This window comes from Vibrio sp. V30_P3S12P165, from assembly GCF_009904905.1.
In the GTDB taxonomy this organism is placed as follows: domain Bacteria; phylum Pseudomonadota; class Gammaproteobacteria; order Enterobacterales; family Vibrionaceae; genus Vibrio; species Vibrio fujianensis.
In genome coordinates this window covers 13,285-36,854 of sequence record NZ_WXWH01000054.1, presented here as the reverse complement: position 1 = coordinate 36,854, position 23,570 = coordinate 13,285, and the positions used below count along the sequence as shown (strand labels likewise).

Here is a 23,570-nt window from a genome sequence, read left to right as displayed (position 1 = left end):
TTATTAACACAAAATAAGTCTCTTTTATTAACGTTGTCAATCCCGTCATATTAGCCATTCTTCCCCCATATCCACTATATATTACATAAAAATAAGCGAAAAATAGGGTTATTAATTTTCCTAGCAGAATAACCGACACGAGATTACAATGTCGACACATAAAAATAACAAATAACAAATAGCTCAATATCAAACACAATAGAGATTGTCTCTGTTAATCGTTCAAATGAGTTGATGTTGTGATCGGTGTAAACCGGCTATTTTCAATATGAAATCACCAAGGTTCAAGTGAAAAGCAATCTCTCCAGCAACGTGGCAACTCAAGCAAGAGAGAACAAATGTTTCTCATGTTCATACGTTATAGCAATGAACATAGTGCTCAACAAAACGTGAAAGGTCCCCAAGTGAAAATAAGTCCAGAAAAATATCTTTTAGACTGGCAAGTCAGCCAAACAATTGCTGAATCTATGCCGCCTCTAATTGGCCAACTCTATCGCCAGCAAGGCGTTGAAATTCTACTCTTTGGTAAAACGCTGGTTAATGCTACAACCATTGATATTATTAAAACTCACCGAGTCGCACGACGCTATACCGGGGCGTCTTTAGCACTTGAGCAAAGCATGCCACTTTTAGAATCCCTTGCTAGAATGGCCGTTTCGCCTTGCCGAATCGATCTTGGCCAACTCGCCCATCAATACTGGCAACAGCATGATGATCAACATGCGTTACAAGATTATTTACAGACCACACTTCGAGAAGTATTAAATGGCGAAACAATCCACCAGCCTAAAACCGTGGTTTTATATGGTTTTGGCCGTATTGGCCGATTACTGGCTCGCTTACTGATTGAAAAGAGTGGTCCCGGCTATCCACTTCGCTTGGGAGCCATTGTGGTTCGAGGAGGCAAAGATGGCGATCTTGATAAACGTGCAAGTTTATTAAGACGAGACTCAGTACACGGTCAATTTAATGGTAGCATTATCGTTGATCATGAACGAAATGCCCTAATTGCCAATGGTAATTTCATTCAAGTGATCTACGCCAACTCTCCTCAGGAGGTCGACTATACCCAATTTGATATTCAAAATGCCCTTATCGTTGATAATACTGGCGTTTGGCGTGATCGCGAAGGGTTAAGCCGTCATCTTGCCTCCCCAGGAGCTAGTAAAGTCTTACTCACCGCCCCTGGCAAAGGCGATATTAAAAATGTGGTGTTTGGGGTTAATGAAACGATTATCCAACCCAGGGATAACATCATTTCAGCCGCCAGTTGCACAACCAATGCTATTACGCCGATTTTAAAAGCGATAAATGACCATTATGGTATCGTTTCAGGCCACATTGAGACCGTTCATTCCTACACGAACGATCAAAATCTTATTGATAACTTCCACAAGGGGCAGCGTCGCGGTCGTTCAGCTTCACTCAATATGGTCTTAACTTCAACGGGAGCGGCAAAAGCGGTGGCAAAAGCACTCCCAGAACTCTCAGGTAAATTAACCGGAAATTCGATTCGCGTTCCAACACCGAATGTTTCAATGGTAGTCGCAAACCTCAACCTGCGAAAAGAAACCAACAAAGAGGAATTAAACGAATATCTACGCGGTATTGCGATTCATTCTCCTTTGTCGGCGCAAGTTGATTACACTGACTCAACCGAAATTGTCTCAACTGATTTGGTAGGCTCTCGCCATGCTGGAGTTGTCGATGGAGCCGTTACCATTGCCCAAGGTAACCGCTGCGTTGTTTATGTATGGTATGACAACGAATTTGGTTATAGCTGCCAAGTGATTCATTGTATGGAGCAAATGATGGGGGTTCGCTATACAACTTACCCGATGCAGTGAAACCATGAACTGCACAGCATAATAAAAATAAATCCGCATGGGCTGAGTGACGCTATACTCAGATCTGACGGGAATTCCCCCAAATTTGCCGCCATTATTGCTGATATTGGCGGCTTTTTTAAGATTCATTAACGCCTCATCAGCCGACAAAAATTATCGCCGCCTTCGTTGTCTATCTTCATCGTATGCTGTATCGGTGCTCATAAAGTTTGGTTATCTCTGTGTCACACCATTATATTTAGCGGAAATACCTATCGGAGACGATAGGTATCCATTAACACTCAGCTTTGATGGAAAAATACGAAAAGAGGGTGAACTAGCACTATCACTTGAAAATGCCAGTGGGGATGCATATTACACCCTAGGATTTACTTTTCAAAACAATAAAATATTGATTGGATGTATACAAGGTACAACGAATGATAACGGCTTTAGCCGACTATTTACCAAAGCGGTGTTCGGGTTAAGACCTAAATCATTTATGGTAGAAGCACTGCAAATTATTGCTCAACATCTAGCTATTGAACATATTTATGCTATAAAAAATTCAGCCCATATCTATAATGCCAAACGGTACAACAAGAAAATAAATTTAAATTACGATCAATTGTGGCAAGAACATGATGGTACTGAACATGACCAATGGTTCTATGCGTTACCAATTGAATCTAAAAGAAAAGCAATGGAAGAAATCAAACGCCCTAAAAGAAAAATGTATCGAGAAAGATATCTGTGGCTTGATCAATTTAAGGATGAAATGATTCATTCACTGCAACCGTGTTTATTATGCTCTTAATCCTGATTTTTAGATCGATACAATGTCAAAGCCTCTGCTTTGTCTAAAGAAACCACAAACTGCTGCAAAAATCAGCTTGAAAGGTAAACAGGCCCTAGTGAGTTTAAATATATGTATTGATTTTTTATTCCTCTTCGATACGTTATGATGATGGCTCATAACGTATCGGAGTAAGGATTATGTATCGATTTTTAGTCACCACACTCACACTGGTATGTGGGCTTTTCGCTTTGATTTTCAGTTTGTTATTGGCTATTCCACTAATGATCGTTGCGCTTATCACGGGTAAACGCTTAGAAAAACAATTAAAACGCCGTCCATTCCATCAAGCAAAAAATAATGAAAACAGTGATGTGATCGAAGGAGAGTTCGAAGAAGTCTCACGCCGAGATCAACACTCTGATCGCCAAAGCGATGAGGACCAATCCAGATAAGCGGTCAATCACTACGGCCCTCGCTCGTAATTTATCCAGCAATTTCGGATTAGAAAGCAATAACGTAATCAGGCTGTACCAAAGCCCATCAATGATAAATGGTGTGACGATGATGATGATTTTACTGACTAGCTCACTGCTTTGCGAAACAAACTGACTAAAAAGTGCGATAAAAAATAAGGCAATTTTGGGGTTAAGCAGAGAAATCAATAACCCTTCTTTAGCCGACTGAATTATGCTCACCGACTCACCGGATTCGAGTTTTGCCGCTACCCCACCTTTCGAACGTAATGCATTAATACCTAAGTAGGCTAAATATCCCCCACCTGCGTAGCTAATCAAACTAAAAAGTAGTGGAGAGCGCTGTAGCACTACAGCAAGGCCGACAAGAGTAATAAACGCATATCCTCCAATCCCCAGCGCATGAGCCCAGGCTGTTGCTAACCCATTTTTACGCCCACCTGCTAAGCTATGTTTTGCCACCATAGCCAGACTTGGCCCTGGAGACATTGCTCCTAAAATAGAAACACTTAATAAAGAAAACCACACTGTTAACGTCATTTCGATAACCTTTACTGATAAAAATTTCCCATCACTTATGGTGACGTTAGATGTTCGGCCAATTGCAACCGGTATTTTACCTAATGCACATTACTGAGCTTAGGGGTATGCTTAGCGAAAAGACCGCCCTTTATAAGGACAGGTGATGATTTCACGATAGGAAACAACACGGTGCAACAACTGAATAAGGATATCACTTTATTGTCTGGTATCGGACAACTTTCCACAACGCTAATGGGAACCGGGTTATTTATGATCCCCGCGATTGCAGCAGGAATAGCGGGAAAATATTCTTTATGGGCGTGGCTTATTTTATTTATCGCGATTTGCCCCATCGCTCTCACTTTTGCTGCATTAGGCAAACGCTACCCTAACGCAGGGGGCACAGCCTACTTTGTGCGTAAAGCCTTTAATGCTCGCTTAGAGCGTGCCGTTGCATGGCTATTTGTCAGTGTTATTCCTGTTGGCGTTCCAGCTGCCGTTGCCCTTGCCGCTGGATTTTTGCAAGCATTGTTACCCGCACCGTTAGCCAACCCCGTTTTTTGCCAAGCGCTGACCATCGCACTGTTAATCGGGGTTAATCTTGCCGGCACAAAATCATCAGGACGCCTGCAAACGGGGATCGCATTAAGTATTTTCGCTCTCGTAGCCAGTTTTTTCTGGGTAGGCGAAGTCACGACACAAGACTTAATCATGCCAGCATTAACTCACGATTCTCTTTGGTCAATCGGGGCCGCTTTAGGTGTCATGTTTTGGTGTTTTGTGGGCATAGAAGCTTTTGCTCATATGGGCGAAGAATTTAAAAACCCGCAGCGTGATTTTCCAATTGCCATTTTGGTCGGCTGTTTTGTTGCAGGAGCCACCTATTGGGCTTGTTCTGCCGTTATTTTAAAATTTGGAGCCTACGGGAGCCCTGAGTTTGACAGTGCTTCCATTCCATGGTTAAGCGATCAACTATTTGGCTCCCAATTAGCTGCCGTCATTAGCCTAATTGGATTCTTAGCTTGCTTTGCCAGTATTAACCTTTATACCCAGAGTTTATCGCGTATGGTCTGGGCACAAGCCCGAGAATACCGTCCGAAAAGCGCAATTGCTCGGCTATCCATTCGTGGCGTTCCAGCCAATGCGACTTGGGTTGTGGGCTTTATTTTGCTTATCTCGTGTATTTTAGGAGAGCTATCAGGTATTGATCTTGAGTTTTTCCTGAAATTGGCCAACGGAATTTTTATTTTGGTTTACCTACTGGCAATGTTTGCCGCCTGTAAACTGTTAAGTGGATTTGCCAAACTACTAGCAACGATTGCCTTATTTTTATGCAGCGCGGTATTTCTCTGTTTAGGCTGGTCGATGCTCTATGCATTAGGCATTTTCCTTCTCCTCGTTTTTCCTTGGAAAAAGGCGGAGAAAACCCCTTCTCCTGTTGCCTAAACTGATAAAAAGGCTCTCAAATACACTCGAGAGCCTTGATGACTTTGTTAAACATCGAGTGTTTTTTGATGGGCCAACACCCTATCAATATCCGCCGCACAATGGCGCTCTGGTAGCTGCTCCCAACGCTCACCCCAAGCACGGTTTACGATACGACCTCGTTGTACTGCGTGACGTTTTGCCATCTGATTCGCCCAACGTTGCACGTGTTGATAGCTTTGTACGTCGAGAAACTCAGCGGCATCATAGGCGTGGCCCAACACTAGGTTGCCGTACCAAGGCCAAATGGCGATATCAGCAATGGTATATTCGTCACCAGCAATGTAACGATGTCTGGCCAATTGCTTATCCAATACATCCAACTGGCGTTTTACTTCCATTGCAAAACGATTAATCGGATACTCAAATTTTTCTGGTGCATACGCATAAAAATGACCAAACCCACCCCCAAGGTAAGGCGCACTACCTTGTAACCAAAATAGCCAATTCATCACTTCCGTTTTCGCGCCCCAAGCCTTTGGCAGAAAATAACCATATTTTTCAGCGAGATAAAGTAAAATATTTCCTGATTCAAACACGCGTATCGGCTCAGGTGTAGATTGATCGACCAGCGCAGGAATTTTGGAATTGGGGTTAATCTCCACAAACCCCGAACCAAATTGATCACCCTCTCCAATTTTGATCAAAAAAGCATCATATTCAGCATCAGCTACATCTAAAGCAAGTAACTCCTCTAGCATGATCGTTACTTTTTGCCCATTTGGTGTTCCCATCGAATAGAGCTGAATGGGATGCTCTCCTCTAGGTAACACTTGCTCAAATCGAGCGCCTGAATCTGGGCGATTAATACTGGCCCATTGACCACCATTATCCTGGTCTATCGTCCACACTTTTGGGGGTACATACTCGTTAGCCATGCTGATTTCCTTTTGATGAAAAGTCTTGTCGAATATGAGAACTTGGTTGCTAAAAACCGTCTCTACAAGAAATAAGTGTAGCTATTTGTTCCACTCCGTGTATAGTGAATCTCGGCTCTTAAGAAGAGCTGTTAATGCGATATTAAGTGTAAGTTTTTTCTCAGAAAACCATCGAACCTTTTCGTTTAGTGCCTGTGCAAGTTTACCTTCATCTACCGTTTAATAGCTTATCTATCGGCCACTTATTGTTTAGTGTCATTAAAATATAGAGGTAACTATGTCAGCTAAAGTGACAGGTTCAGTAAAATGGTTCAACGAAACTAAAGGTTTCGGCTTTCTAACTCCAGATAACGGCGGAAGCGATGTGTTTGTACACTTCAATTCTATCGTTTCAGACGGTTTCAAAACTCTTGCTGAAGGACAAAAAGTAAGCTTCAGCGTAGAGCAGGGCAAAAAAGGCCCTCAAGCAGAACAAGTTGTGGTTCTGTAAATAGAATCATGAATAGCGCGATAATTTATCGCGCTATTTCTTTGTCTCTGCTTGTTTAACCCTTCATTGGTTCCGCGCTATCCTTCCTTTTGATCCGTCAAACAAATTCCCATCCAGTGACACCGAAACTTTCAACCGCCTTAATTGGAGGTCATACGACATTTTGCTTTACACATTATGTGGGATGCTGCTAATAAACACGCTATTTGACTAGCATTTATATCGTATTAGTGTACTAATAAATGATGTTTAATTTTAATTGATGATGACTTATGGCTAAAATCCCGAAAAAAGTAAAAAATCCACCAGCACAAAATACCAGTAGTGAAAAAATACCCTTAACGCAGCACCAGACACGTAAAAGAATTGAAGATATTTTAGAGCAACGAGAATTCGATAAGCAGTACGGTGCGTAACTCAATCACGTATGGTTTACTGCCTTTTAGTGTGTTTATCCTTTATTCAGCATACTGAAAGGCGTCTATCACGATTTGGCTTGCTTTTGCTCCCCATCTAACCCTCGCTCTAAATTCGCTCACTTTTCAACCAATTCGCTTTAAATTACGACCCTTTTACTGATTTATTGACGTAATATTTTGTGCCCTGCAGCACATTTGTATACCATACCTCTCCCCGAAAATATCTACACACAGCGAGAGATTGATGACTCCACAAGCTCGTATCACGCAACAAGCTCATCGAGAGGCACTCACAGCCATTGTCTTAGCACTTTGTTACTTGCTCTGGTGGTATATCTCTGCTTATGGATTTTCTGCTCCTCAACAAGACACAACGATGCCAACGCTTTACTGGGGGCTACCGCTTTGGTTTTTACTCTCTTGTATTATCGGCCCAATTCTGTTTACGGTTTTATGTGCTGCCATGGTCAAGATCTTTTACCGTGATATTCCACTCGACCCGATGGCGCGTGATACCCATGAATAACGTATTGATCATCCCTTTAGTGGTCTACCTTATCGGGGTATTTGCTATTGCTTTTTTTACCCGCCGTCATCAGGCTAACGGTAATTTTCTTAATGAATATTTTCTAGGTAGTCGTAGTATGGGCGGGTTTGTTTTAGCCATGACATTAGCTGCTACCTATGCAAGTGCCAGCAGCTTTATTGGTGGGCCCGGTGCGGCTTATAAAATGGGGTTAGGCTGGGTATTACTGGCAATGATTCAGTTGCCCGCAACATGGCTAACACTCGGTGTATTGGGAAAAAAGTTTGCCATAGAAGCTCGTCGACATAATGCCGTCACACTCAATGATATGCTATATGCGCGATTTAAAAGCCGACCCGTCGTCATTCTTGCCTCACTGGCCTTATTGCTAGCATTCTTTGGCACCATGGTGGTTCAATTCGTTGGAGGGGCGCGCTTATTACAAACGGTTACGGGGCTCTCATATCAGCATGGATTATTCATTTTTGCTGCTACTGTGGGGCTGTATACCACTATTGGTGGTTTTCGGGCCGTGGTATTAACCGATACCATCCAAGGCATCATGATGCTAATTGGCACGATTATCTTGCTGGCTGGCGTCATTCATGCAGGCGGGAGCTTGGGAGAGCTAGTCACCGAACTGCATCGTATTGACCCAGCATTAGTCACGCCCTATGGCCCAGACCACTTTCTTAGCCAACCGTTTATGCTCAGCTTTTGGGTGTTGGTCTGTTTTGGCGTTATTGGCCTTCCTCATGCCGCTGTTCGTTGTATGTCTTATAAAGACAGTGCTTCTTTACATAAGGGAATGGTAATTAGCACCATTATGATTGCTCTGCTAATGTTTGGGACTCATATCACCGGGGCGCTGGGGCGTGCCGTCATCCCTGAATTGGCAAGCCCAGATCAAATTATGCCAACACTGATGATGACCGTATTGCCTCCTTTTGTGGCTGGTATCTTTTTGGCGGGGCCGATGGCGGCGATTATGTCAACGATTGATTCCCAATTAATTCAATCCTCTGCCACCTTACTCAAAGACTTATACATCAATTACATTAACCCTCAGTTAGTGAATGAACCTAATGCTGAACGAAAACTTAACCGTTTATCGTTATGGATCACAACGATTTTTGCCCTGTTAGTCTTTGTTGCTGCGACCAATCCACCTGAAATGATCGTCTGGTTAAACCTCATTGCCTTAGGCGGGTTACAAGCGGTCTTCTTGTGGCCATTAGTTTTGGGGCTCTATTGGCAAAAAGCCTCACCAATTGGTGCATTAAGCTCTATGGTTGTTGGATTGACCACTTACCTTAGCCTTATGTGGTTTAAGCCGGATCTTGCGGGCATTCATCCGATAGTGCCCACATTACTGCTCGGCCTACTGAGTTTTATTATTATGAGCCTTGTCAAACCTCAGCCAGTTGAGTCTAAAACATGGCTTAAAACTCGTTAATATACTAGGGTCTGTTTATCTTTCGCGGTTAAATTTTGTTCGAAAGATAAACAAACCTTAGGGTATAAATCAATGGGATCAACGGTAAGTGCAGCGCTCTCTCCACTTACCGTTCTGAAACGCACTCTTCTCTCGCGGCCACTTCTAATTCCGCCAAACTTTTCGGTTGAGAAAAATAAAAACCTTGAATAATATCAATATCCAATTGGCTTAATACTTCCATTTGAGGCAAGGTTTCCACCCCTTCGGCAACCACACGAAAACCAAGGCTTTGTACCATACTCACCAGCCCTTGTATAAACGCTAAGTTTGATGGTTTTTCACTGATATCATTAATAAAAGATCGATCAATTTTCACCTCTTTAATCGGTAGCCCTTTCAAGAGAGATAACGAAGAAAAACCCGTCCCAAAATCATCCAATGATAAACTAAAGCCGGCGCTTTGTAGTTCTCTTAATGTTCGATAGCTCCTTTCTTTATCTGAAATTGCAGCCGTTTCTGTGATTTCTAAACAAAAGAGCGCAGGGGAAAGTCGATAAGCTTTAATTTTTTCTAATAAGTGACGGGTAAAGTGACTATGCACTAACTGACGCGCACTAATATTGACCGAAATATGGTCTAAACTGCGTAACCATGATGATGAAGCAACATCTTGACACACGCGATCCATAATACAGTCTCCCAGTTTCATCATTAAGAAACTGTTCTCTGCGACCGCGATAAATTGGTTCGGCGGAACCACACCTAAGGTGGGTGACGACCATCTTGCCAGAGCTTCGACAGAACAGATCTGTTTACTGCGATTATCATATAACGGCTGGTAATGAACGTGTATTTCACCTTGCTCAATCGCTTGACTAAGTAAATGTTCGGTTTGTAAATGACTTTCAAAAGATTGATGCATTTTTTTCTCATAATGCATCACCTTGCCGCCACCCATTTGTTTCGCACGATACATGGCGATATCGGCATTTTTAATTAGTTCATCAGCATTCAATCCTTGGCTTGGATAAAATGCAACTCCAATACTGGCTTGACTGACCAATTCAATATGTTGGTAGCACATCGGTTTTTCTACCGCACGCAATAAACGTAACGCCAGCTCAGAGGCTTGATGTGTGTTGACAACATCACAGAAAAAGACAAATTCATCACCACCAAAACGACCAATAAGATCCTGAGAGCGTAATGATTTTGTCAACGCTTCAGCGACATGGCAAAGTAACGCATCGCCGACTTGATGACCGAATGTGTCATTAACCATTTTAAAACGATTCAGATCCATCATCATCACCGCTCGAGGTTGCCCAGGATGCCGTTTGATATGCTGTTCGATGACTTCCATGACCTTACGACGATTAGCAATTCCTGTCAGCCCATCGTAATAAGCCATTTGATGAATTTTATCGGCTGATTCCTGTTGCTCTGTAATATCAATCATCGATCCGACAATTCGAACTGGCTGACCAAGATGGTTGCGAATCGCCGATCCATTCATCTGTACCCAAATATAGTGTCCATCATCACGGGATAAGCGGAGTGTCATTTTGAATGGCGTCATAGTGGTCAGGTGTTCTTGAATCATTTGTTCAAATGCCACCATGTCTTCAGGATGAATACGGTTCAGAAATAACTGAGGGTCAATCACACCGGATTGATTAGACTGAGTAAAACGCAACATGACACTCAAGCGACCATTCCAGTAGAGCCTTTGTTCAAGCAGATCCCACTCCCAAATACCATCATTTGAACTACTAGAGACCACTTTCAGCTGCTGCAATAATTGCTGTGACTTTTTATGCCGTTGTTGGCTGGTTTCAATCAATGCATCACGTTCAATAAACAGTGATAAAATATCTAAATAGTTATAAAACATAGCGGATTGAGCAATGCTTGGCTCACCATTTTGCTTTTCAACCACAGTGACAACATCCCAATTTCCCTGTTCTCCTCGATTAACCGGAAGGACAGTAATGACACTGGCTTCTGAAGTCTCTAATTGCGGTAGGTTTCGCACATCTTGCAGGATCTCATTTTGAGACATCACCTCATGACTACTCATTAAACTGCGTTGGGAGATTAATCGATATTGTTCGTAACGGTGCAGCTCTGCTCTCTTTAATTGGCACTGATAGAGTGTTTGGGCATCAAGAATAGACTGAAACCCCTCTTTAGCTAAAGAATAAAGGTTATCAAACAGCTCAGAAGGAGAATGTAACGCCTCATACAGCAAAGCATATCGAATCGATGTTGGATCAAGATCTAACGGTTGATCAAGCGATATCGAACCACACGACTGGCGAATCACTAAGCTTTGCTCAATATGAAACACTTCTCGCCGTAGATCGACTCCAGCGATACGATCTAACGCTCGCTGGAAAACGGTACGCGTCAACACTTCTAACTGTTGATCAACCGTGGTTAGCGAGGGCGTAATTCGACCACCTGAGAAAATATTATCAATCCCAACAATGGCAAGATCATCAGGGATATCAATATTATGCCGTTTCAGTTGTTCAATCATGCCCAGCGCATTTTGATCAGTAGCGCAAATAACCGCCGAACAACGGTTCACCGACAGCGTTAACCACTCTTCCGCCGCTTGTCGCCCTCCCGCTAACTGACAATTTTCAACACTAAATAATTGAGAGGTATCAAAGGTTCGATGGTGATAACGCTTCACACACTGTTTAAAAGCATTAAATCGAGAGCGGATATCCGTAACAGAAAGATCACCACAAAAACCAATGTGTTGATGGCCTAATGAAACCAGCCACTGATATAGCTGCTCAACGCCACTACTTTGTAAACTGGAAAACTGTTCAACAGGCAAAGGAGCATAGCTTGCCCCCATGGAGATAACCGGAATACCCATCCGAGTGGCGGCTTCCACATACGTGTTTGCTGCCGCATGCAATACGACCACCAACGCATCGATTTGATGTAATGCAATGGGCAGTGAAAAATCACGGCTATCGCCAGAACGAATAATAATAAGATTGACGCCTTGTTGTTCCGCCAATTGACGGAATGTGGCACTAATTTCTCCCATATAGAAGCCACTAAGCATCGGCATCACAACACCGATCGTCACTCTAGATGCACTCAAATCGCTAGGCATATCATCACTCATCCTTGAAAAGAAAAGTTCATAATGCCTAACTGCTTAATATTTATAAATGCTGTACTGTTAAAAATGATTTCAATCGCACATTTAGTGCACTAAAAGAGCGATGCAAACCACTATCGCCCCCATTCGAGCCCAAAAGTGAAGCATCCGAGCAGACTTGATTTATCTGTGGGTTATTGACTCATCACCACTAACGATTTACCCAGCAACCACTCAACTTGTTGCTCACTTCCAGCCCCGAATTTCTCTTGCGCGAGCTTATAAAGACGTTCAATCGCTAATTGCGAAAAGGTTTCAGCACGCTCTGCCGCCACCACATGGTGAAAAATCAAACGAAGAATGGATAAAAACCGCTCACTTTCTTGTAAGGCGCGTAACCAACTATGAGTAAAAGCCTCGCTTCCTTGTTCGAATTCTAAATCTTGTAGCAATAAGTTAAAAATAGGCCCATCAAGCGCTAATGCGAAATCCGTTTTTTTAGGAAAATGATGACTAATTCCCGTCCTAGAGACGCCGGTTTGCTGGCTCAATGTTGTATAAGACATTTTGTCATACCCCAATCTTAATAATTGATCGATGACAGCGTCCATAATTATCTGGATAGTGATCTCTGTGTCTTCTTTACTACGTTTTGGCATGATTTAGGCTCTTCTATAACAGTATTAGTATCTCTTTCAACCGGCGGTAACTCATCATTCGCAATAATTTTAGGTATCAAAAGAATCATCTTATAATCCCTTGAGCAAGACAATGAAACACCTGTCATTCTGACAAAATACTGGCACATTGTGTGAAAATTCTTAGATATGAGTCACAACCCTTCTCTATTTCACTCACCAAATAGCTAGCCGTTAACGCTAGGCTTAATTTCAGCTCATGGCTTAGTAAGGTGATTGAGTTGGCATCCTCGGTTCAAGAGAGGTAAAATAACCTTATATTTTGAAAGAGGATAAAGAGATGAGTGATCGATGCTACGTAGAAAATGAAGTCTGTGAAGCATGTGGTGTAGCGGGAGAAATGGGCTTTATCATTAAAGAAGGTGATGAAGTTGCCGAAGTCACTGTTATTGCAGATAACCCAACACTTCTGCAACAGGAATTAGATAAATATATTCAGTTAGCTAAGGAAGTGTGCAGCCATGTTGAGCACCAAGTGCTACCTATGGCTGATGACGCAAAAGAGTTGCATGCTCGGTTTAAATTTGAAGTCAGCGCAGAAAAACTGATCTTTGAACTTAAATCTCGCTCTCTAGCACGCTAAACCGTATCAGAAAGTGAGCGCACCCACGCTCACTTTTTCCCTTAAGACGCCCCATTAAATGAGTAATACAATGACGGGCATACACGGCCCCAACGGATACTGAGAGAACAGATCATGCCACGCTGGTTAATGTACATACTAAGCTTACTCTGCTCTTTTTCTTTGGTCGCGGCCCCTCTTGATCAATACCAAATCCTGAACCATTTAGATAACTATGGCAATTTGAATTTACGTAATAAACCCTATACTCAACTTCCAGAAGGTTTAACGCTGAAAGGCAATCTAAATATTGCTCAAACCGCGATCCGAACGCTCCCATCAGGGTTGACGATTCAAGGTAGTTTAGAGGCATCGAATAGCCAACTGGCACGTATTCCTAAAGGCACTTTTATTCGGGGATATGCTAATTTACTCGGTACACAAATCACTCAGTGGCCAGCAGGAGTAAACGTTGGCGGTTACTTAAACCTCACCGATACACCATTAGTACGTTTACCGCCAAGGCTGACCGTCAAAGGAGACTTAAGCGTGGTACGAACCCCGTTAGAAGCATTACCAAATGGACTAATCGTACAGGGTGATCTGTATATTGGCGGGTCTAAGATTACTCGTTTTCCAGAGACGATGACCGTCAATGGCAATATTTTTTTAGGTGGCAATCAAATCCAACAATGGCCGACCAACTTAACGTTAGGCGGCGTGGTCGCGAGGTAGTTTTTCTATGAGAGAATTACCCTAAAGGGCCACCAAGAGTAAGCTGACATAACTGATAATATTGATCCAACTGGCCACTGAACAACTGATCAACAATCTCTTTTTCCTTCACACCAGAAAGACGACGCTTTAGCGCTTCTCGCACCAATAACACCACATGCTGCTCTTTACTTACGTGACCCGATTGCATCGGACACCACAAACTCAACGCTTGGCTTAAAGCGCTCATTTTTAGTTTGGGTTCAAAGTTCTGCACTTCATATTTCAAGACCTGATGTAAATGCGGGTACACTGCATTTGTGCTTGAATTTTCTCGCAGGCGATGAATCACCGCCAAGCTGAGGTCACTATGTCTGATCACTCCCGCTTGACGAGGGAAGCTATCGGGTAACCGGACAGAAAAATCAACCTTAGTGATTTGCGTGTTAGGGAAGAACGTCAGCGCCGACAAGCAATCTAAAGGAATCCAAAGTGCTTGATGGGCTTCAATCGCGTATTCTTGCTTACCCAGCTTAAAGAGTACTAACCCTTGATTAACCTGTATCAAGCTATGTTTAATCGCACGTTTTCGCGCCGTCACTTGCAAATAAGGGAACGTGCAAGTTTCTGACTGAATAGCGTAGTTCATGGTTTGCCTCATCTCATTAGAGGGCGCTAAGAGTAACGCTTCTCGATAAAAAAGCCAACTGAACTGAACCTTACCAGCCCGATTCTGGTCTGACCTTATAAATTCTGTGCGAACAGTAGCTGCGACAGTTTACTAGTATGCGTAGAATAAGCCCGATTTATTATTTGATGTACAAAACTATGACTTCAACCAACGATCCATATTTCGATATTCGTCCTTATAATGACGAGGAAATTCCTGCCGCCATTGACCGTTTGATCAATGACGAAGAGTTTATTGCCGCGATTTTGCAACACCGCTTTGCGCGCCAACCTGCCTGGCTCAAACCTCTAATAGGGCCACTCGTAAAAATTTATCTTAAATTTAAGTGGGCCAAGCTTACCTCCGTGGAAGCGATTCAACTGGAAGTGAAAAAGTATCTTGATCAGACATTAGCGCACACGACTCAAGGAGTCACCTACAGTGGGTTAGATAAGCTAGACAAGAACACCTCGTATTTGTTTATCTCTAACCACCGTGATATTGCGATGGATCCCGCACTGGTCAATTATGGTCTGCATCAATATGGTCACCGAACGGTACGCATTGCCATTGGCGATAATTTACTCAAAAAACCCTGTGCGACCGAATTAATGCGGCTGAACAAAAGTTTTATTGTCAAACGTTCCGCGAAAGGTCCACGAGAAATGATGAAGGCACTCAGTACCTTATCAGCTTACATCAAATATTCTCTCGATACGGGCAACTCGATCTGGATTGCTCAAAAAGAGGGACGCGCAAAAGATGGTAACGACTTTACAGACCCTGCCATTTTAAAAATGTTTCACGTTGAGGGACGTAAACAAAAAATTGAGTTTGCCGACTATATTCAATCGTTAAAAATTGTACCAGTGTCCATTTCTTATGAAAATGACCCATGTGATATAGCAAAAGCGCGTGAGTTATATGAAAAAGCGACCCTCGGTCAATATCAAAAGGGAGAGTTTGAAGATATAGAGAGCATTATTCGAGGCATTGTCGGCGATAAAGGGCGAGTGCATGTCGCTTTTGGTGATGTGATTAGTGAGCCCTTCAACACACCAGAATCATTAGCGGCTGAAATTGATCGACAAATTCACCATCACTATCGTCTTTATCCGATCAACTATCTTGCCGCACAAGTAGACCATGAAGGGATAACAACACAACATCAAGCACAATTAGCGGATAAATTACAACATTTACCTGACGGTGCGCATCGCTATTTACTCGATAGCTATGCCAACCCAGTGAAAAATAAGGCGTAACCGTCTATTCGCTGAAGCATCGACGAACGTTGACGCTTCAGCTGATCATGACCTCAAAATGAGGCTGTTATTTTACTACCTAATCGCTGACCACGTCGATATCCGTTTCTGGTATGCAGCAACAGGCCAACGCTTGTCCTTGATGCCGATCTTCTTCTTGTAATGCTGACACGTCTGGCTGAGAGACCTTGCCAGACGTCACTGTCACTTTGCATGCTCCACAAAACCCAGCTCGGCAAACATAAGGCATGATAACCCCTGCTGCTTCGGCCTGTTCAAGTAAACTGCTTTGGTTATTACCTTGAAAAGTTTGACCATTAACACTAACTTGTACGGCTTGATACGATTTACTCACCGACTGCTTGGTACCAAAGACCTCCTGATGGTAGGCACTTTCTGGTAACCCCTGTTTTAGCAATAAATTTTTCGCTTTTTGCATAAAACCATCTGGGCCACAGACAAAAACCTGACGCTGTATCAGATTAGGCACTTGTTTAAGATGAGATAAGGATAGTCGCCCTTTTAAACCAAACCAATCTATCGGTGGCTGGGTTAAACAAATCATCATTTTGAAGCCTGGGTAAGTTCGCTTTAATTGCTCCAACTCTTCCCGTACAGGAATATCATTCACTGTCCGACATTGATGATAAAACACCACATCTTTTAATTGGCCTTGATCGGCCAGATAACGAATCATCGACAACATGGGAGTCACCCCGCTGCCAGCTGAAAGTAATAACAGAGGCTGATACGACGGCTGAGGCTGTAAATAAAAATGCCCATTCGGTGATTGTGTTTCTAGTGTGTCTCCAAGGTGTAAATTATCCAATAACCAGTTGGAGACTAGCCCACCTTCAATACCTTTAACTGAAATGGCCAAACGGCCGGGGCGAGAAGGGCTAGAAGAGAGCGTATAACAGCGAGAAACCATTTCCCCATCCAACATGATGTCAATCGGTAAATGCTGACCGGGTAAATAATCGGGCATGACCTGATCCGATTCCAACCAGAAGGTAACAAAATTATTGGCTATTGTTTCACGCTCTACGCAGGTCATTTGATAACGAGTCAATTGGTGATCGATATAGATCTCTTTCTTTTTGTATTCGAGCACTTCTATTTCATCGCCAACATGAATCATGCCTTCATTTTTGGCAATCAAGTTTTGACCGAAAAACACTCCACCCTGTTCATTGGCACGAAACTGAGCCAATGTGTGCAAAGGCTCTTTCGATGCCCGAAACGCGCCTTTCTTCACATCGACCGTTGTTAGAATGCAGCGTTCACAAGGTTTTACCGCTTCAAATTCTACTTCCCCAATTCGAATACGCTTCCAACCATCTTCAGCAAAAGGTTCGGTTCCAGAAACGACTAAATTGGTTCGAAACTGCTCCATACTGTGCGTTTCTGCGCTCCGGCGATTCAGTTCATCTAATGAGCCTTGGCTAATCACCAGCACAGGATAACCATCAGCAAAACTGACATTACTACCCACTTTTTCACGTATGCGATGAGATTGCTCTCCAGTGAACAACAACTCAACGCGTCGGCCCAATATATCACTAAACCAATCATTGGCTTCATCCGTGGTGGTATAAGCAGTAAAACGGTCTTTCCATACTTGAGCTTGAGCTGGTTGCATTTTAAATGTCTGGTAACACACCTTTAATGAGGGCCTATTGGGAGCTGAAAATATCAGACCATTCGGTGTCAATACCGAGCGAATGTTAACCATGGCGGGGTACTGTCTCGCTGTCACCATGCTGCCATCGGAGAAAGCCAACATAAAGCGACGATCAAACATCAAACCTTGTTTTTCAACCCAAGCACTGGAAAGAGACAATCCACCAATCGACTTTACGGGATAGAGCGAAATTTGTGCAAGCAGCGTTGACGACATTACGATTCCTTATTCATTATTATTCTCTACACTGGCTATACTAAAACAAATAAAGCAAGATTCAATCGTCCTCAAATGTTCACAAAGCCCCTTTCAGCCGACTTTTCTTTCAAGAAAAAGATGATATTGTGCCGCTTTTGCTCTATCATCCGGTCGCTTAAACGGAAGCGTTTGCGTGATATCAAACGGTTGAGTTTAGGCTCCAATCATTCAACTTATCCATGGTGGGAGCAATTTATGACAACACTTACGATCACTCGCCCTGACGATTGGCATGTCCATCTGCGTGATGGCGAGGTTCTAATCGATACAGTACGCGATATTAGCCGTTATAACGGGCGCGCCTTGATAATGCCTAATACCGTCCCACCCGTCACCACCACAGAAATGGCGCTGGCTTATCGTGAGCGGATTATGGCAGCAAAACCTCAGGCGCATTTTGAACCCTTAATGACGCTTTATTTAACAGACAACACCTCTGTTGACGAAATCCGTAACGCCAAAGCCTCAGGAGCGATTGTCGCCGCAAAACTCTATCCAGCAGGTGCAACCACCAATTCAGATTCCGGTGTTACCGACCCGAAAAATATTTACCCGGTTTTGCAAGCGATGCAAGAAGAAGGGCTACTACTCTTGATCCATGGAGAAGTGACCACGCACGATGTCGATATCTTTGACCGAGAAAAAACCTTTTTAGAAACCGTGTTAGCCCCGATCGTGCAAGATTTTCCACAATTAAAGATTGTGTTAGAACACATTACCACCGCCGAAGCCGTTAACTTTGTCCAACATGCGGGTGATAATCTCGCAGCGACCATCACCGCACATCACCTACTCTTTAACCGTAACCACATGTTAGTTGGCGGTATTCGCCCGCATTTTTATTGCTTACCGATCCTCAAACGGGCCACTCACCAAGATGCGTTGATTGCCGCCGCCACCTCCGGTAATAAGAAATTTTTCTTAGGTACCGACTCAGCTCCTCACGCAAAAGGCAATAAAGAAGCCGCTTGCGGTTGCGCAGGCTCTTACACCGCACATGCCGCTTTAGAACTTTATGCAGAAGTCTTTGAACAGGCAGGAAAGCTGGAAAATTTAGTCGCATTTGCTTGCCATAACGGGCCTGATTTTTATGGGTTACCACGTAATAGTGATACTGTCACACTCACTAAACAAGCGTGGGATGTGCCGGCCTCTTTGCCATTTGGGAAAGAGATTGTCACCCCAATCCGCGCCGGCGAAGCTGTGCAGTGGATGGTTAAATAACTCGTTTAAAATCCTATCAACAAAGCGATAATACACGATTTTTATATTGCTCCGGTGTCTGGCCGGAGTATTTTTTAAACATCGCAATAAATGGACTGGCTTGGTTATAGCCTAGTGTTAATGCCACCTCTTTGACTGACTGTCCGTGGCGCAGTAGTTCCATCGAATAAAGGTAACGCACACGTAACCGCCACTCGGTAAAACTCATTCCCAACTCGGCTTGACAATAACGAGCAAGGGTACGCTCGGTGGTATGAATCCGCTGTGCCCATTCTGATAAGTTCGTTTCATCGGTTGGATTTTCTTCAATCGCCTGCAATATCGGGGCTAAATATTTATGATCACTGGTCGGTAAAAAATGGTGCTGTGTTTCTTGAGTCGCCAACTGATCTAATAACACTTGCACCAAACGTTTATCCTTAACATTATCGGCAACACTTACTTCTCGCTGACGAAAGTCATCAATAATTGCTGACACAATCGGTGTAACTTTAATTAAGCTGGTTTTATTAGGAAAGGCATGTGTCATATCGGTGGCAATATTAAGAGAGCAATACTCCAATGGTCGACGGTTATAACTTTTATGACGAATACCAGCCGGAACCCAAATTGCTAAATGTGGCGGTGCGAGAAAACGTGTATCTTCCGCTTCCATTTCTAAGATGCCACCCGAAATGAGTTGTACTTGCCCCCAATGATGGCTGTGCTCTCGTGTTTCGGTATTAGAAAGAAAGGCTTCAAAATTCATAAATACATCGGATGGTGCGTGTTCGATTGATAATGAGGGGTGAAGGTTTCTTACTGGCTTTATCAAACTTGTCTTCCTATCGCTCAAGGTGTCTTTTTAAAGATATATATAATTATATAGACCTGTCACACTACCGCCAATACTTAACTGGCGATAAAAACGATGATTTATTTACTTCCTTTATTTACGGTGCTGATTTGGGGAGGCAACTCCATTGTCAATAAAATGGCCGCGAGCGTCATAGAACCCAGCGCAATGAGTTTTTATCGCTGGTTTATTGCCGTGCTCATTTTAAGTCCATTTTGTTTACCCAAGGTGTATCAACAGCGCCATCTGATCAAACCTTATTTACCCAAACTTGCCGGTTTAGCGCTACTAGGGATGGTACTCAATCAATCACTAGGCTACTACGCGGGATTAACAACGACGGCCTCTAATATGTCGTTAATCACCTCTCTCGTTCCGCTGCTGAGTGTCTTTATTAGTGTCCCTTTGTTGCATAAATCAATTTCTGGATTAAGCATTGCGGGCGGTATCATTTCATTTATTGGTTTAGCTTTAATGCTTGGACAAGGCGATATGCTATTTTTCCTTCATCAACCCATCACTCAAGGCGATGGCTTAATGGTACTTGCCGCAATCGTTTACGCATTTTACTGCGTATTACTCAAACGCTGGAAAATGCCTTTTAACAGTTGGATCCTGATCTACTTACAAGGGGTATGTGCCGTGATTATGCTAACGCCACTCTGGTTAACCAGTGAGCGTTTACTTCCAACCGAAGGCTCTCTATTTCTCATGGCGTATGCCGGCATTGCCGCCTCATTGCTTGCGCCTTGGATGTGGATAAAAGCAATCAATGCCATTGGGGCCGACTCTTCAGCAATGTTCATGAATTTATTACCCGTCGTCGCTCTTACACTAGCCGCCACCTTGCTTGGAGAACAAATCCATCATTACCACTTGTTCGGTGGCTTAATGGTCATTAGTGGGGTGATTTTATCGCAATTAAAAACTCGCCGAACAATGGCATTAAAACCGATAGAAAAAGCGCCATCGCTCTGATATTCACTGACCGCTCAATGTTCGTTTTTCATAAAACGAGCATTGAGCGAATGAATTCATTGAATTTTATTGAGTAAACCGTACACTTATACGCTCAAATGACCTCAAACATTTATACCCAAACAACTTAGAGTTGTAGCTAGGCGGCAAGTAAGTAAATCCCCATCAGCATAGACAGGCTATGTGATTGGGATGAACGAACATAGCCAACACCCCTACAGCTTCAAGTAGGAAGGATATATTTAGATGAAAATTGAAATTTCTTAGGTATAGCACCTCAACGTATAAGGATATGCTAGTGAAAGCGGTTCAACGCCATCAAGAAATTATTGAACTTGTTCAAACTCAAGGTTTTGTGAGTACAGAAGAATTGGTTGAACGGTTTGATGTCAGCCCACAAACCATCCGCCGCGATCTTAATGAATTAGCTGATGCCAATAAATTACGGCGTAATCATGGTGGCGCTACGATCGCGACCAGTTCTGAAAACTCGTCGTATCACACACGCCAAGTCACCTTGCAAACAGAAAAAGAAACCATCGCCGCCGCTTTAGCCAAACATATTCCAGACGGTGCCACCCTCTTTATTGATATTGGCACCACCCCAGAGGCGATCGCGAGAGCATTAATGATAGAACACCATCATTTACGCATTGTGACCAATAATATCAATGTTGCAACCATCCTCATGAATAAGCCTGATTTTAGTATTATTCTTGCCGGTGGCGAAGTGCGCAATAAAGATGGTGGCGTTACCGGTGAAGCGACTTTAGATTTTATTTCTCAGTTTCGTCTCGATTTCGGTATTTTGGGGATCAGTGGTATCGATTACGATGGTTCTCTGCTTGACTTTGATTACCATGAAGTCCGAGTGAAACGCGCCATTATTGAGAATAGCCGTTGTGTTTATCTCGGTGTTGATCATAGTAAATTTGGTCGCAATGCGATGGTTAAACTCGGCACTCTCGCTGATATCGATTTGGTGATTACCGATCAATCGCCACCAAAAGAGATCGAGTCTTTCGCCCAAGAACATGAGGTCACCATACAAGTGGCACTGTAATGCAATAGAGTGGCTTGACGGCCGATGTTGCGCTGAGTGGAGTGGAGTGGAGTGGTCAATAATAATCCGCTGCCGCTCAGTGAAACGGCATATTTTTATTGTCATGGAAGGTTCATTTTTCTTTGCTGTAATATCTACATCATCAGTCAGAGAAAACATTCATGCCCTTAACGCTCAAACAAATCACATTAAGTGAATCAACGCTTACGAATGCGAAAGCGGTGGAATATCAATGGGTTCGTTCTCTCTATGTCGAAGGCTATCACCCTGATGATATTAATCATTACATAAAAACGTGTTTTGGCGGCGATGATACGTTTGCCGATCTCTTCCGTCGAGTTGCACTACAGCAAGAGAGTTTATATGTTTTACTCCAGTACGTCGGATGTGCACCTTCAAATCGTGAATTTTAGCTTCGCTCGCTGATCATAATCAATTAGATCTGACTCGCATTATCCTAACCCGTCACTTTCCTCTTGGCGCGTAAGCTTTATCCTACTCCCTGTGTTTTCAATTTATTAAGCGATCATCACACTTAGAGACCAAACGAGCATAAAAAAACCTGAGCATGGCTCAGGTTCCGGTTACAAAAACTGTTAGTCATTTAGCTAGTAAGGAATAGAGCTAACAGCCAGCTATGCGTAACGCCAGAAGCTTGTGCACTCTTAACTGATCGGCGGCCAAACCAAAAGTGTTAAGAGAGAACAAATGGGCGACCTTATGGCCGCCCTATTTTTATTATCCTTTCACGCCGCCAGCGGTAAGTCCTCCGACAAGCCAACGTTGTGCAAGTAAAAATACGGCCGTGATTGGTAATGCTGACAGCACGGCTGCGGCGGCAAAGTCTCCCCACAGATAGTTTTGCGGGTAAAGATATTGCTGCATACCAACGGCAAGTGTGTATGATTCTACATCAGAAAGCAGTAATGATGCTACCGGAACTTCACCCACCACCATAATAAATGACAGAATAAAGACCACAGCCAAAATAGGCACTGATAGAGGCAACAAAACTAATCTAAAGGCTTGCCAAGGTGTCGCACCATCCAGTGCTGCGGCTTCTTCTAACGAATTATCAATCGTTTCGAAATAACCTTTGATTGTCCATACGTGCAGAGCAATACCGCCAAGATAAGCGAAGATTAAACCACCGTGAGTATTTAGCCCTAAGAATGGAATGTATTGCCCAAGCTTATCAAACAGTGCATAGATGGCCACTAAAGCCAGTACTGCTGGGAACATTTGGAAAATCATCATCGCTTTTAAGATAGTGTCTTTACCTTTAAAACGCATACGAGCAAAGGCATATGCGGATGTCGTGGATAAACAGACGATAAAAATGGATGAAATTGAAGCCACTTTCACTGAGTTCCACAGCCAAGTCAAGACAGGAAATGGCGGTGGTGTGACGGTGCCATCCGCATTCGTCACCGCAATGCCCAACGCCAGTTTCCAATGCTCCAGTGATGGTCTTTCTGGAATCAGGCTACCTGTCGCAAAGTTACCTTCACGAAAAGAGATAGCAATGACCATTAACAATGGGAAAATAATCAATGCTAAGAATGCCCATAACGCGAGATGTGAAGCCCAAACGCGATATTTGAGCGATTTTCCTTGAACCATAGCCATATTCGTC

23 protein-coding genes are annotated in these 23,570 nt (G+C 43.2%); 15 read left to right on the top strand and 8 right to left on the bottom strand.

Features of this window, described 5'->3' with window-relative positions; all coding sequences use genetic code 11:
- The first annotated feature begins 410 nt into the window (after positions 1-410).
- The 3 genes from CAG57_RS10855 to CAG57_RS10845 all read left to right on the top strand — a co-directional run bounded on the left by CAG57_RS10855 (position 411) and on the right by CAG57_RS10845 (position 3,077).
- Complete coding sequence (locus CAG57_RS10855; RefSeq protein ID WP_161427207.1) at positions 411-1,847, top strand: glyceraldehyde-3-phosphate dehydrogenase; 1,437 nt, start codon at positions 411-413, stop codon at positions 1,845-1,847.
- Positions 1,848-1,932: 85 nt separating this feature from the next.
- Positions 1,933-2,643 (top strand): VirK/YbjX family protein, encoded by a 711-nt coding sequence (locus CAG57_RS10850; RefSeq protein WP_237665871.1) that lies wholly within the window; start codon positions 1,933-1,935, stop codon positions 2,641-2,643.
- Positions 2,644-2,822: 179 nt separating this feature from the next.
- A complete protein-coding gene (locus CAG57_RS10845) occupies positions 2,823-3,077 on the top strand; it encodes a hypothetical protein (RefSeq protein ID WP_099610874.1) in 255 nt (84 codons plus the stop codon).
- Here CAG57_RS10845 and CAG57_RS10840 read toward each other — a convergent pair.
- Entirely contained in the window at positions 3,024-3,638 is a 615-nt protein-coding gene (locus CAG57_RS10840) for a LysE family translocator (RefSeq protein WP_161427203.1), read from the bottom strand. The genes CAG57_RS10845 and CAG57_RS10840 overlap by 54 nt on opposite strands.
- A 171-nt stretch (positions 3,639-3,809) precedes the next feature.
- On the opposite strand from CAG57_RS10840, the gene yjeH reads away from it, so the two are divergent.
- Entirely contained in the window at positions 3,810-5,066 is a 1,257-nt protein-coding gene (gene yjeH / locus CAG57_RS10835) for an L-methionine/branched-chain amino acid transporter (protein ID WP_099610876.1), read from the top strand.
- Between the two features lie 47 nt (positions 5,067-5,113).
- Here the strand turns inward: yjeH and yghU are convergent, their stop codons facing one another.
- Positions 5,114-5,983 carry a glutathione-dependent disulfide-bond oxidoreductase gene (yghU, locus tag CAG57_RS10830; RefSeq protein WP_161427204.1) on the bottom strand — a complete coding sequence of 290 codons (870 nt, stop codon included), beginning with the start codon at positions 5,981-5,983 and terminating at the stop codon, positions 5,114-5,116.
- A 277-nt stretch (positions 5,984-6,260) separates the two neighbouring features.
- Here yghU and cspE point away from each other — a divergent pair, with 277 nt between their 5' ends.
- The 4 genes from cspE to panF all read left to right on the top strand — a co-directional run bounded on the left by cspE (position 6,261) and on the right by panF (position 8,874).
- Entirely contained in the window at positions 6,261-6,473 is a 213-nt protein-coding gene (gene cspE / locus CAG57_RS10825; RefSeq protein ID WP_078925922.1) for a transcription antiterminator/RNA stability regulator CspE, read from the top strand.
- Positions 6,474-6,745: 272 nt separating this feature from the next.
- Complete coding sequence (locus tag CAG57_RS16060; protein WP_170887274.1) at positions 6,746-6,889, top strand: hypothetical protein; 144 nt, start codon at positions 6,746-6,748, stop codon at positions 6,887-6,889.
- A 247-nt stretch (positions 6,890-7,136) separates the two neighbouring features.
- Positions 7,137-7,418 carry a YhdT family protein gene (locus tag CAG57_RS10820; protein WP_161427205.1) on the top strand — a complete coding sequence of 94 codons (282 nt, stop codon included), beginning with the start codon at positions 7,137-7,139 and terminating at the stop codon, positions 7,416-7,418.
- Entirely contained in the window at positions 7,411-8,874 is a 1,464-nt protein-coding gene (gene panF, locus CAG57_RS10815; RefSeq protein WP_161427206.1) for a sodium/pantothenate symporter, read from the top strand. The genes CAG57_RS10820 and panF overlap by 8 nt, the downstream gene beginning before the upstream one ends.
- A 106-nt stretch (positions 8,875-8,980) precedes the next feature.
- On the opposite strand, the gene CAG57_RS10810 is transcribed toward panF, so the two are convergent.
- Positions 8,981-11,995 carry an EAL domain-containing protein gene (locus tag CAG57_RS10810; protein ID WP_272924572.1) on the bottom strand — a complete coding sequence of 1,005 codons (3,015 nt, stop codon included), beginning with the start codon at positions 11,993-11,995 and terminating at the stop codon, positions 8,981-8,983.
- A 182-nt stretch (positions 11,996-12,177) separates the two neighbouring features.
- Positions 12,178-12,642, bottom strand: a complete 465-nt coding sequence (locus CAG57_RS10805) for a TetR family transcriptional regulator (protein WP_099610879.1) — start codon at positions 12,640-12,642, stop codon at positions 12,178-12,180.
- A 319-nt stretch (positions 12,643-12,961) separates the two neighbouring features.
- Here CAG57_RS10805 and CAG57_RS10800 point away from each other — a divergent pair, with 319 nt between their 5' ends.
- Positions 12,962-13,264: a YfcZ/YiiS family protein gene (locus CAG57_RS10800; protein ID WP_099610880.1), complete on the top strand. Its 303-nt coding sequence runs from the start codon at positions 12,962-12,964 to the stop codon at positions 13,262-13,264.
- Between the two features lie 114 nt (positions 13,265-13,378).
- A complete protein-coding gene (locus CAG57_RS10795; protein ID WP_161427255.1) occupies positions 13,379-13,978 on the top strand; it encodes a hypothetical protein in 600 nt (199 codons plus the stop codon).
- Positions 13,979-13,994: 16 nt separating this feature from the next.
- Here the strand turns inward: CAG57_RS10795 and CAG57_RS10790 are convergent, their stop codons facing one another.
- A complete protein-coding gene (locus CAG57_RS10790) occupies positions 13,995-14,606 on the bottom strand; it encodes an AraC family transcriptional regulator (RefSeq protein WP_161427254.1) in 612 nt (203 codons plus the stop codon).
- A 179-nt stretch (positions 14,607-14,785) separates the two neighbouring features.
- Here CAG57_RS10790 and CAG57_RS10785 point away from each other — a divergent pair, with 179 nt between their 5' ends.
- Entirely contained in the window at positions 14,786-15,892 is a 1,107-nt protein-coding gene (locus tag CAG57_RS10785; protein ID WP_161427253.1) for a 1-acyl-sn-glycerol-3-phosphate acyltransferase, read from the top strand.
- Between the two features lie 79 nt (positions 15,893-15,971).
- Here the strand turns inward: CAG57_RS10785 and CAG57_RS10780 are convergent, their stop codons facing one another.
- Positions 15,972-17,792, bottom strand: coding sequence for a hybrid-cluster NAD(P)-dependent oxidoreductase (locus CAG57_RS10780; protein ID WP_161427252.1), 1,821 nt, complete (start codon positions 17,790-17,792; stop codon positions 15,972-15,974).
- A 237-nt stretch (positions 17,793-18,029) separates the two neighbouring features.
- Between CAG57_RS10780 and pyrC the strand changes: the two genes are divergently transcribed.
- Positions 18,030-19,058: a dihydroorotase gene (gene pyrC, locus CAG57_RS10775; protein ID WP_099610885.1), complete on the top strand. Its 1,029-nt coding sequence runs from the start codon at positions 18,030-18,032 to the stop codon at positions 19,056-19,058.
- Positions 19,059-19,074: 16 nt separating this feature from the next.
- On the opposite strand, the gene CAG57_RS10770 is transcribed toward pyrC, so the two are convergent.
- Positions 19,075-19,872: an AraC family transcriptional regulator gene (locus tag CAG57_RS10770; protein ID WP_161430753.1), complete on the bottom strand. Its 798-nt coding sequence runs from the start codon at positions 19,870-19,872 to the stop codon at positions 19,075-19,077.
- 96 nt (positions 19,873-19,968) lie between these two features.
- Here CAG57_RS10770 and CAG57_RS10765 point away from each other — a divergent pair, with 96 nt between their 5' ends.
- From CAG57_RS10765 to CAG57_RS10755, 3 genes are all read left to right on the top strand, one after another.
- Positions 19,969-20,871 carry a DMT family transporter gene (locus CAG57_RS10765; protein WP_161428240.1) on the top strand — a complete coding sequence of 301 codons (903 nt, stop codon included), beginning with the start codon at positions 19,969-19,971 and terminating at the stop codon, positions 20,869-20,871.
- A 298-nt stretch (positions 20,872-21,169) separates the two neighbouring features.
- Positions 21,170-21,934 carry a DeoR/GlpR family transcriptional regulator gene (locus tag CAG57_RS10760; protein ID WP_161428241.1) on the top strand — a complete coding sequence of 255 codons (765 nt, stop codon included), beginning with the start codon at positions 21,170-21,172 and terminating at the stop codon, positions 21,932-21,934.
- A gap of 161 nt (positions 21,935-22,095) precedes the next feature.
- Positions 22,096-22,347, top strand: a complete 252-nt coding sequence (locus CAG57_RS10755; RefSeq protein WP_099610889.1) for a hypothetical protein — start codon at positions 22,096-22,098, stop codon at positions 22,345-22,347.
- Positions 22,348-22,672: 325 nt separating this feature from the next.
- Here the strand turns inward: CAG57_RS10755 and malG are convergent, their stop codons facing one another.
- Positions 22,673-23,563 carry a maltose ABC transporter permease MalG gene (malG, locus tag CAG57_RS10750; RefSeq protein ID WP_161428242.1) on the bottom strand — a complete coding sequence of 297 codons (891 nt, stop codon included), beginning with the start codon at positions 23,561-23,563 and terminating at the stop codon, positions 22,673-22,675.
- Between the last annotated feature and the right edge of the window lie 7 nt (positions 23,564-23,570).

What these genes read in the sequence shown, in the direction of transcription:
- CAG57_RS10845 (WP_099610874.1), top strand. Translation starts at nt 2,823, where the DNA reads ATGTATCGATTTTTAGTCACCACACTCACACTGGTATGTGGGCTTTTC.
- CAG57_RS10840 (WP_161427203.1), bottom strand. Translation starts at nt 3,638, where the DNA reads ATGACGTTAACAGTGTGGTTTTCTTTATTAAGTGTTTCTATTTTAGGA.
- yghU (WP_161427204.1), bottom strand. Translation starts at nt 5,983, where the DNA reads ATGGCTAACGAGTATGTACCCCCAAAAGTGTGGACGATAGACCAGGAT.
- cspE (WP_078925922.1), top strand. Translation starts at nt 6,261, where the DNA reads ATGTCAGCTAAAGTGACAGGTTCAGTAAAATGGTTCAACGAAACTAAA.
- CAG57_RS16060 (WP_170887274.1), top strand. Translation starts at nt 6,746, where the DNA reads ATGGCTAAAATCCCGAAAAAAGTAAAAAATCCACCAGCACAAAATACC.
- CAG57_RS10820 (WP_161427205.1), top strand. Translation starts at nt 7,137, where the DNA reads ATGACTCCACAAGCTCGTATCACGCAACAAGCTCATCGAGAGGCACTC.
- panF (WP_161427206.1), top strand. Translation starts at nt 7,411, where the DNA reads ATGAATAACGTATTGATCATCCCTTTAGTGGTCTACCTTATCGGGGTA.
- CAG57_RS10810 (WP_272924572.1), bottom strand. Translation starts at nt 11,995, where the DNA reads ATGCCTAGCGATTTGAGTGCATCTAGAGTGACGATCGGTGTTGTGATG.
- CAG57_RS10805 (WP_099610879.1), bottom strand. Translation starts at nt 12,642, where the DNA reads ATGCCAAAACGTAGTAAAGAAGACACAGAGATCACTATCCAGATAATT.
- CAG57_RS10800 (WP_099610880.1), top strand. Translation starts at nt 12,962, where the DNA reads ATGAGTGATCGATGCTACGTAGAAAATGAAGTCTGTGAAGCATGTGGT.
- CAG57_RS10795 (WP_161427255.1), top strand. Translation starts at nt 13,379, where the DNA reads ATGCCACGCTGGTTAATGTACATACTAAGCTTACTCTGCTCTTTTTCT.
- CAG57_RS10790 (WP_161427254.1), bottom strand. Translation starts at nt 14,606, where the DNA reads ATGAACTACGCTATTCAGTCAGAAACTTGCACGTTCCCTTATTTGCAA.
- CAG57_RS10785 (WP_161427253.1), top strand. Translation starts at nt 14,786, where the DNA reads ATGACTTCAACCAACGATCCATATTTCGATATTCGTCCTTATAATGAC.
- CAG57_RS10780 (WP_161427252.1), bottom strand. Translation starts at nt 17,792, where the DNA reads ATGTCGTCAACGCTGCTTGCACAAATTTCGCTCTATCCCGTAAAGTCG.
- pyrC (WP_099610885.1), top strand. Translation starts at nt 18,030, where the DNA reads ATGACAACACTTACGATCACTCGCCCTGACGATTGGCATGTCCATCTG.
- CAG57_RS10765 (WP_161428240.1), top strand. Translation starts at nt 19,969, where the DNA reads ATGATTTATTTACTTCCTTTATTTACGGTGCTGATTTGGGGAGGCAAC.
- CAG57_RS10755 (WP_099610889.1), top strand. Translation starts at nt 22,096, where the DNA reads ATGCCCTTAACGCTCAAACAAATCACATTAAGTGAATCAACGCTTACG.
- malG (WP_161428242.1), bottom strand. Translation starts at nt 23,563, where the DNA reads ATGGCTATGGTTCAAGGAAAATCGCTCAAATATCGCGTTTGGGCTTCA.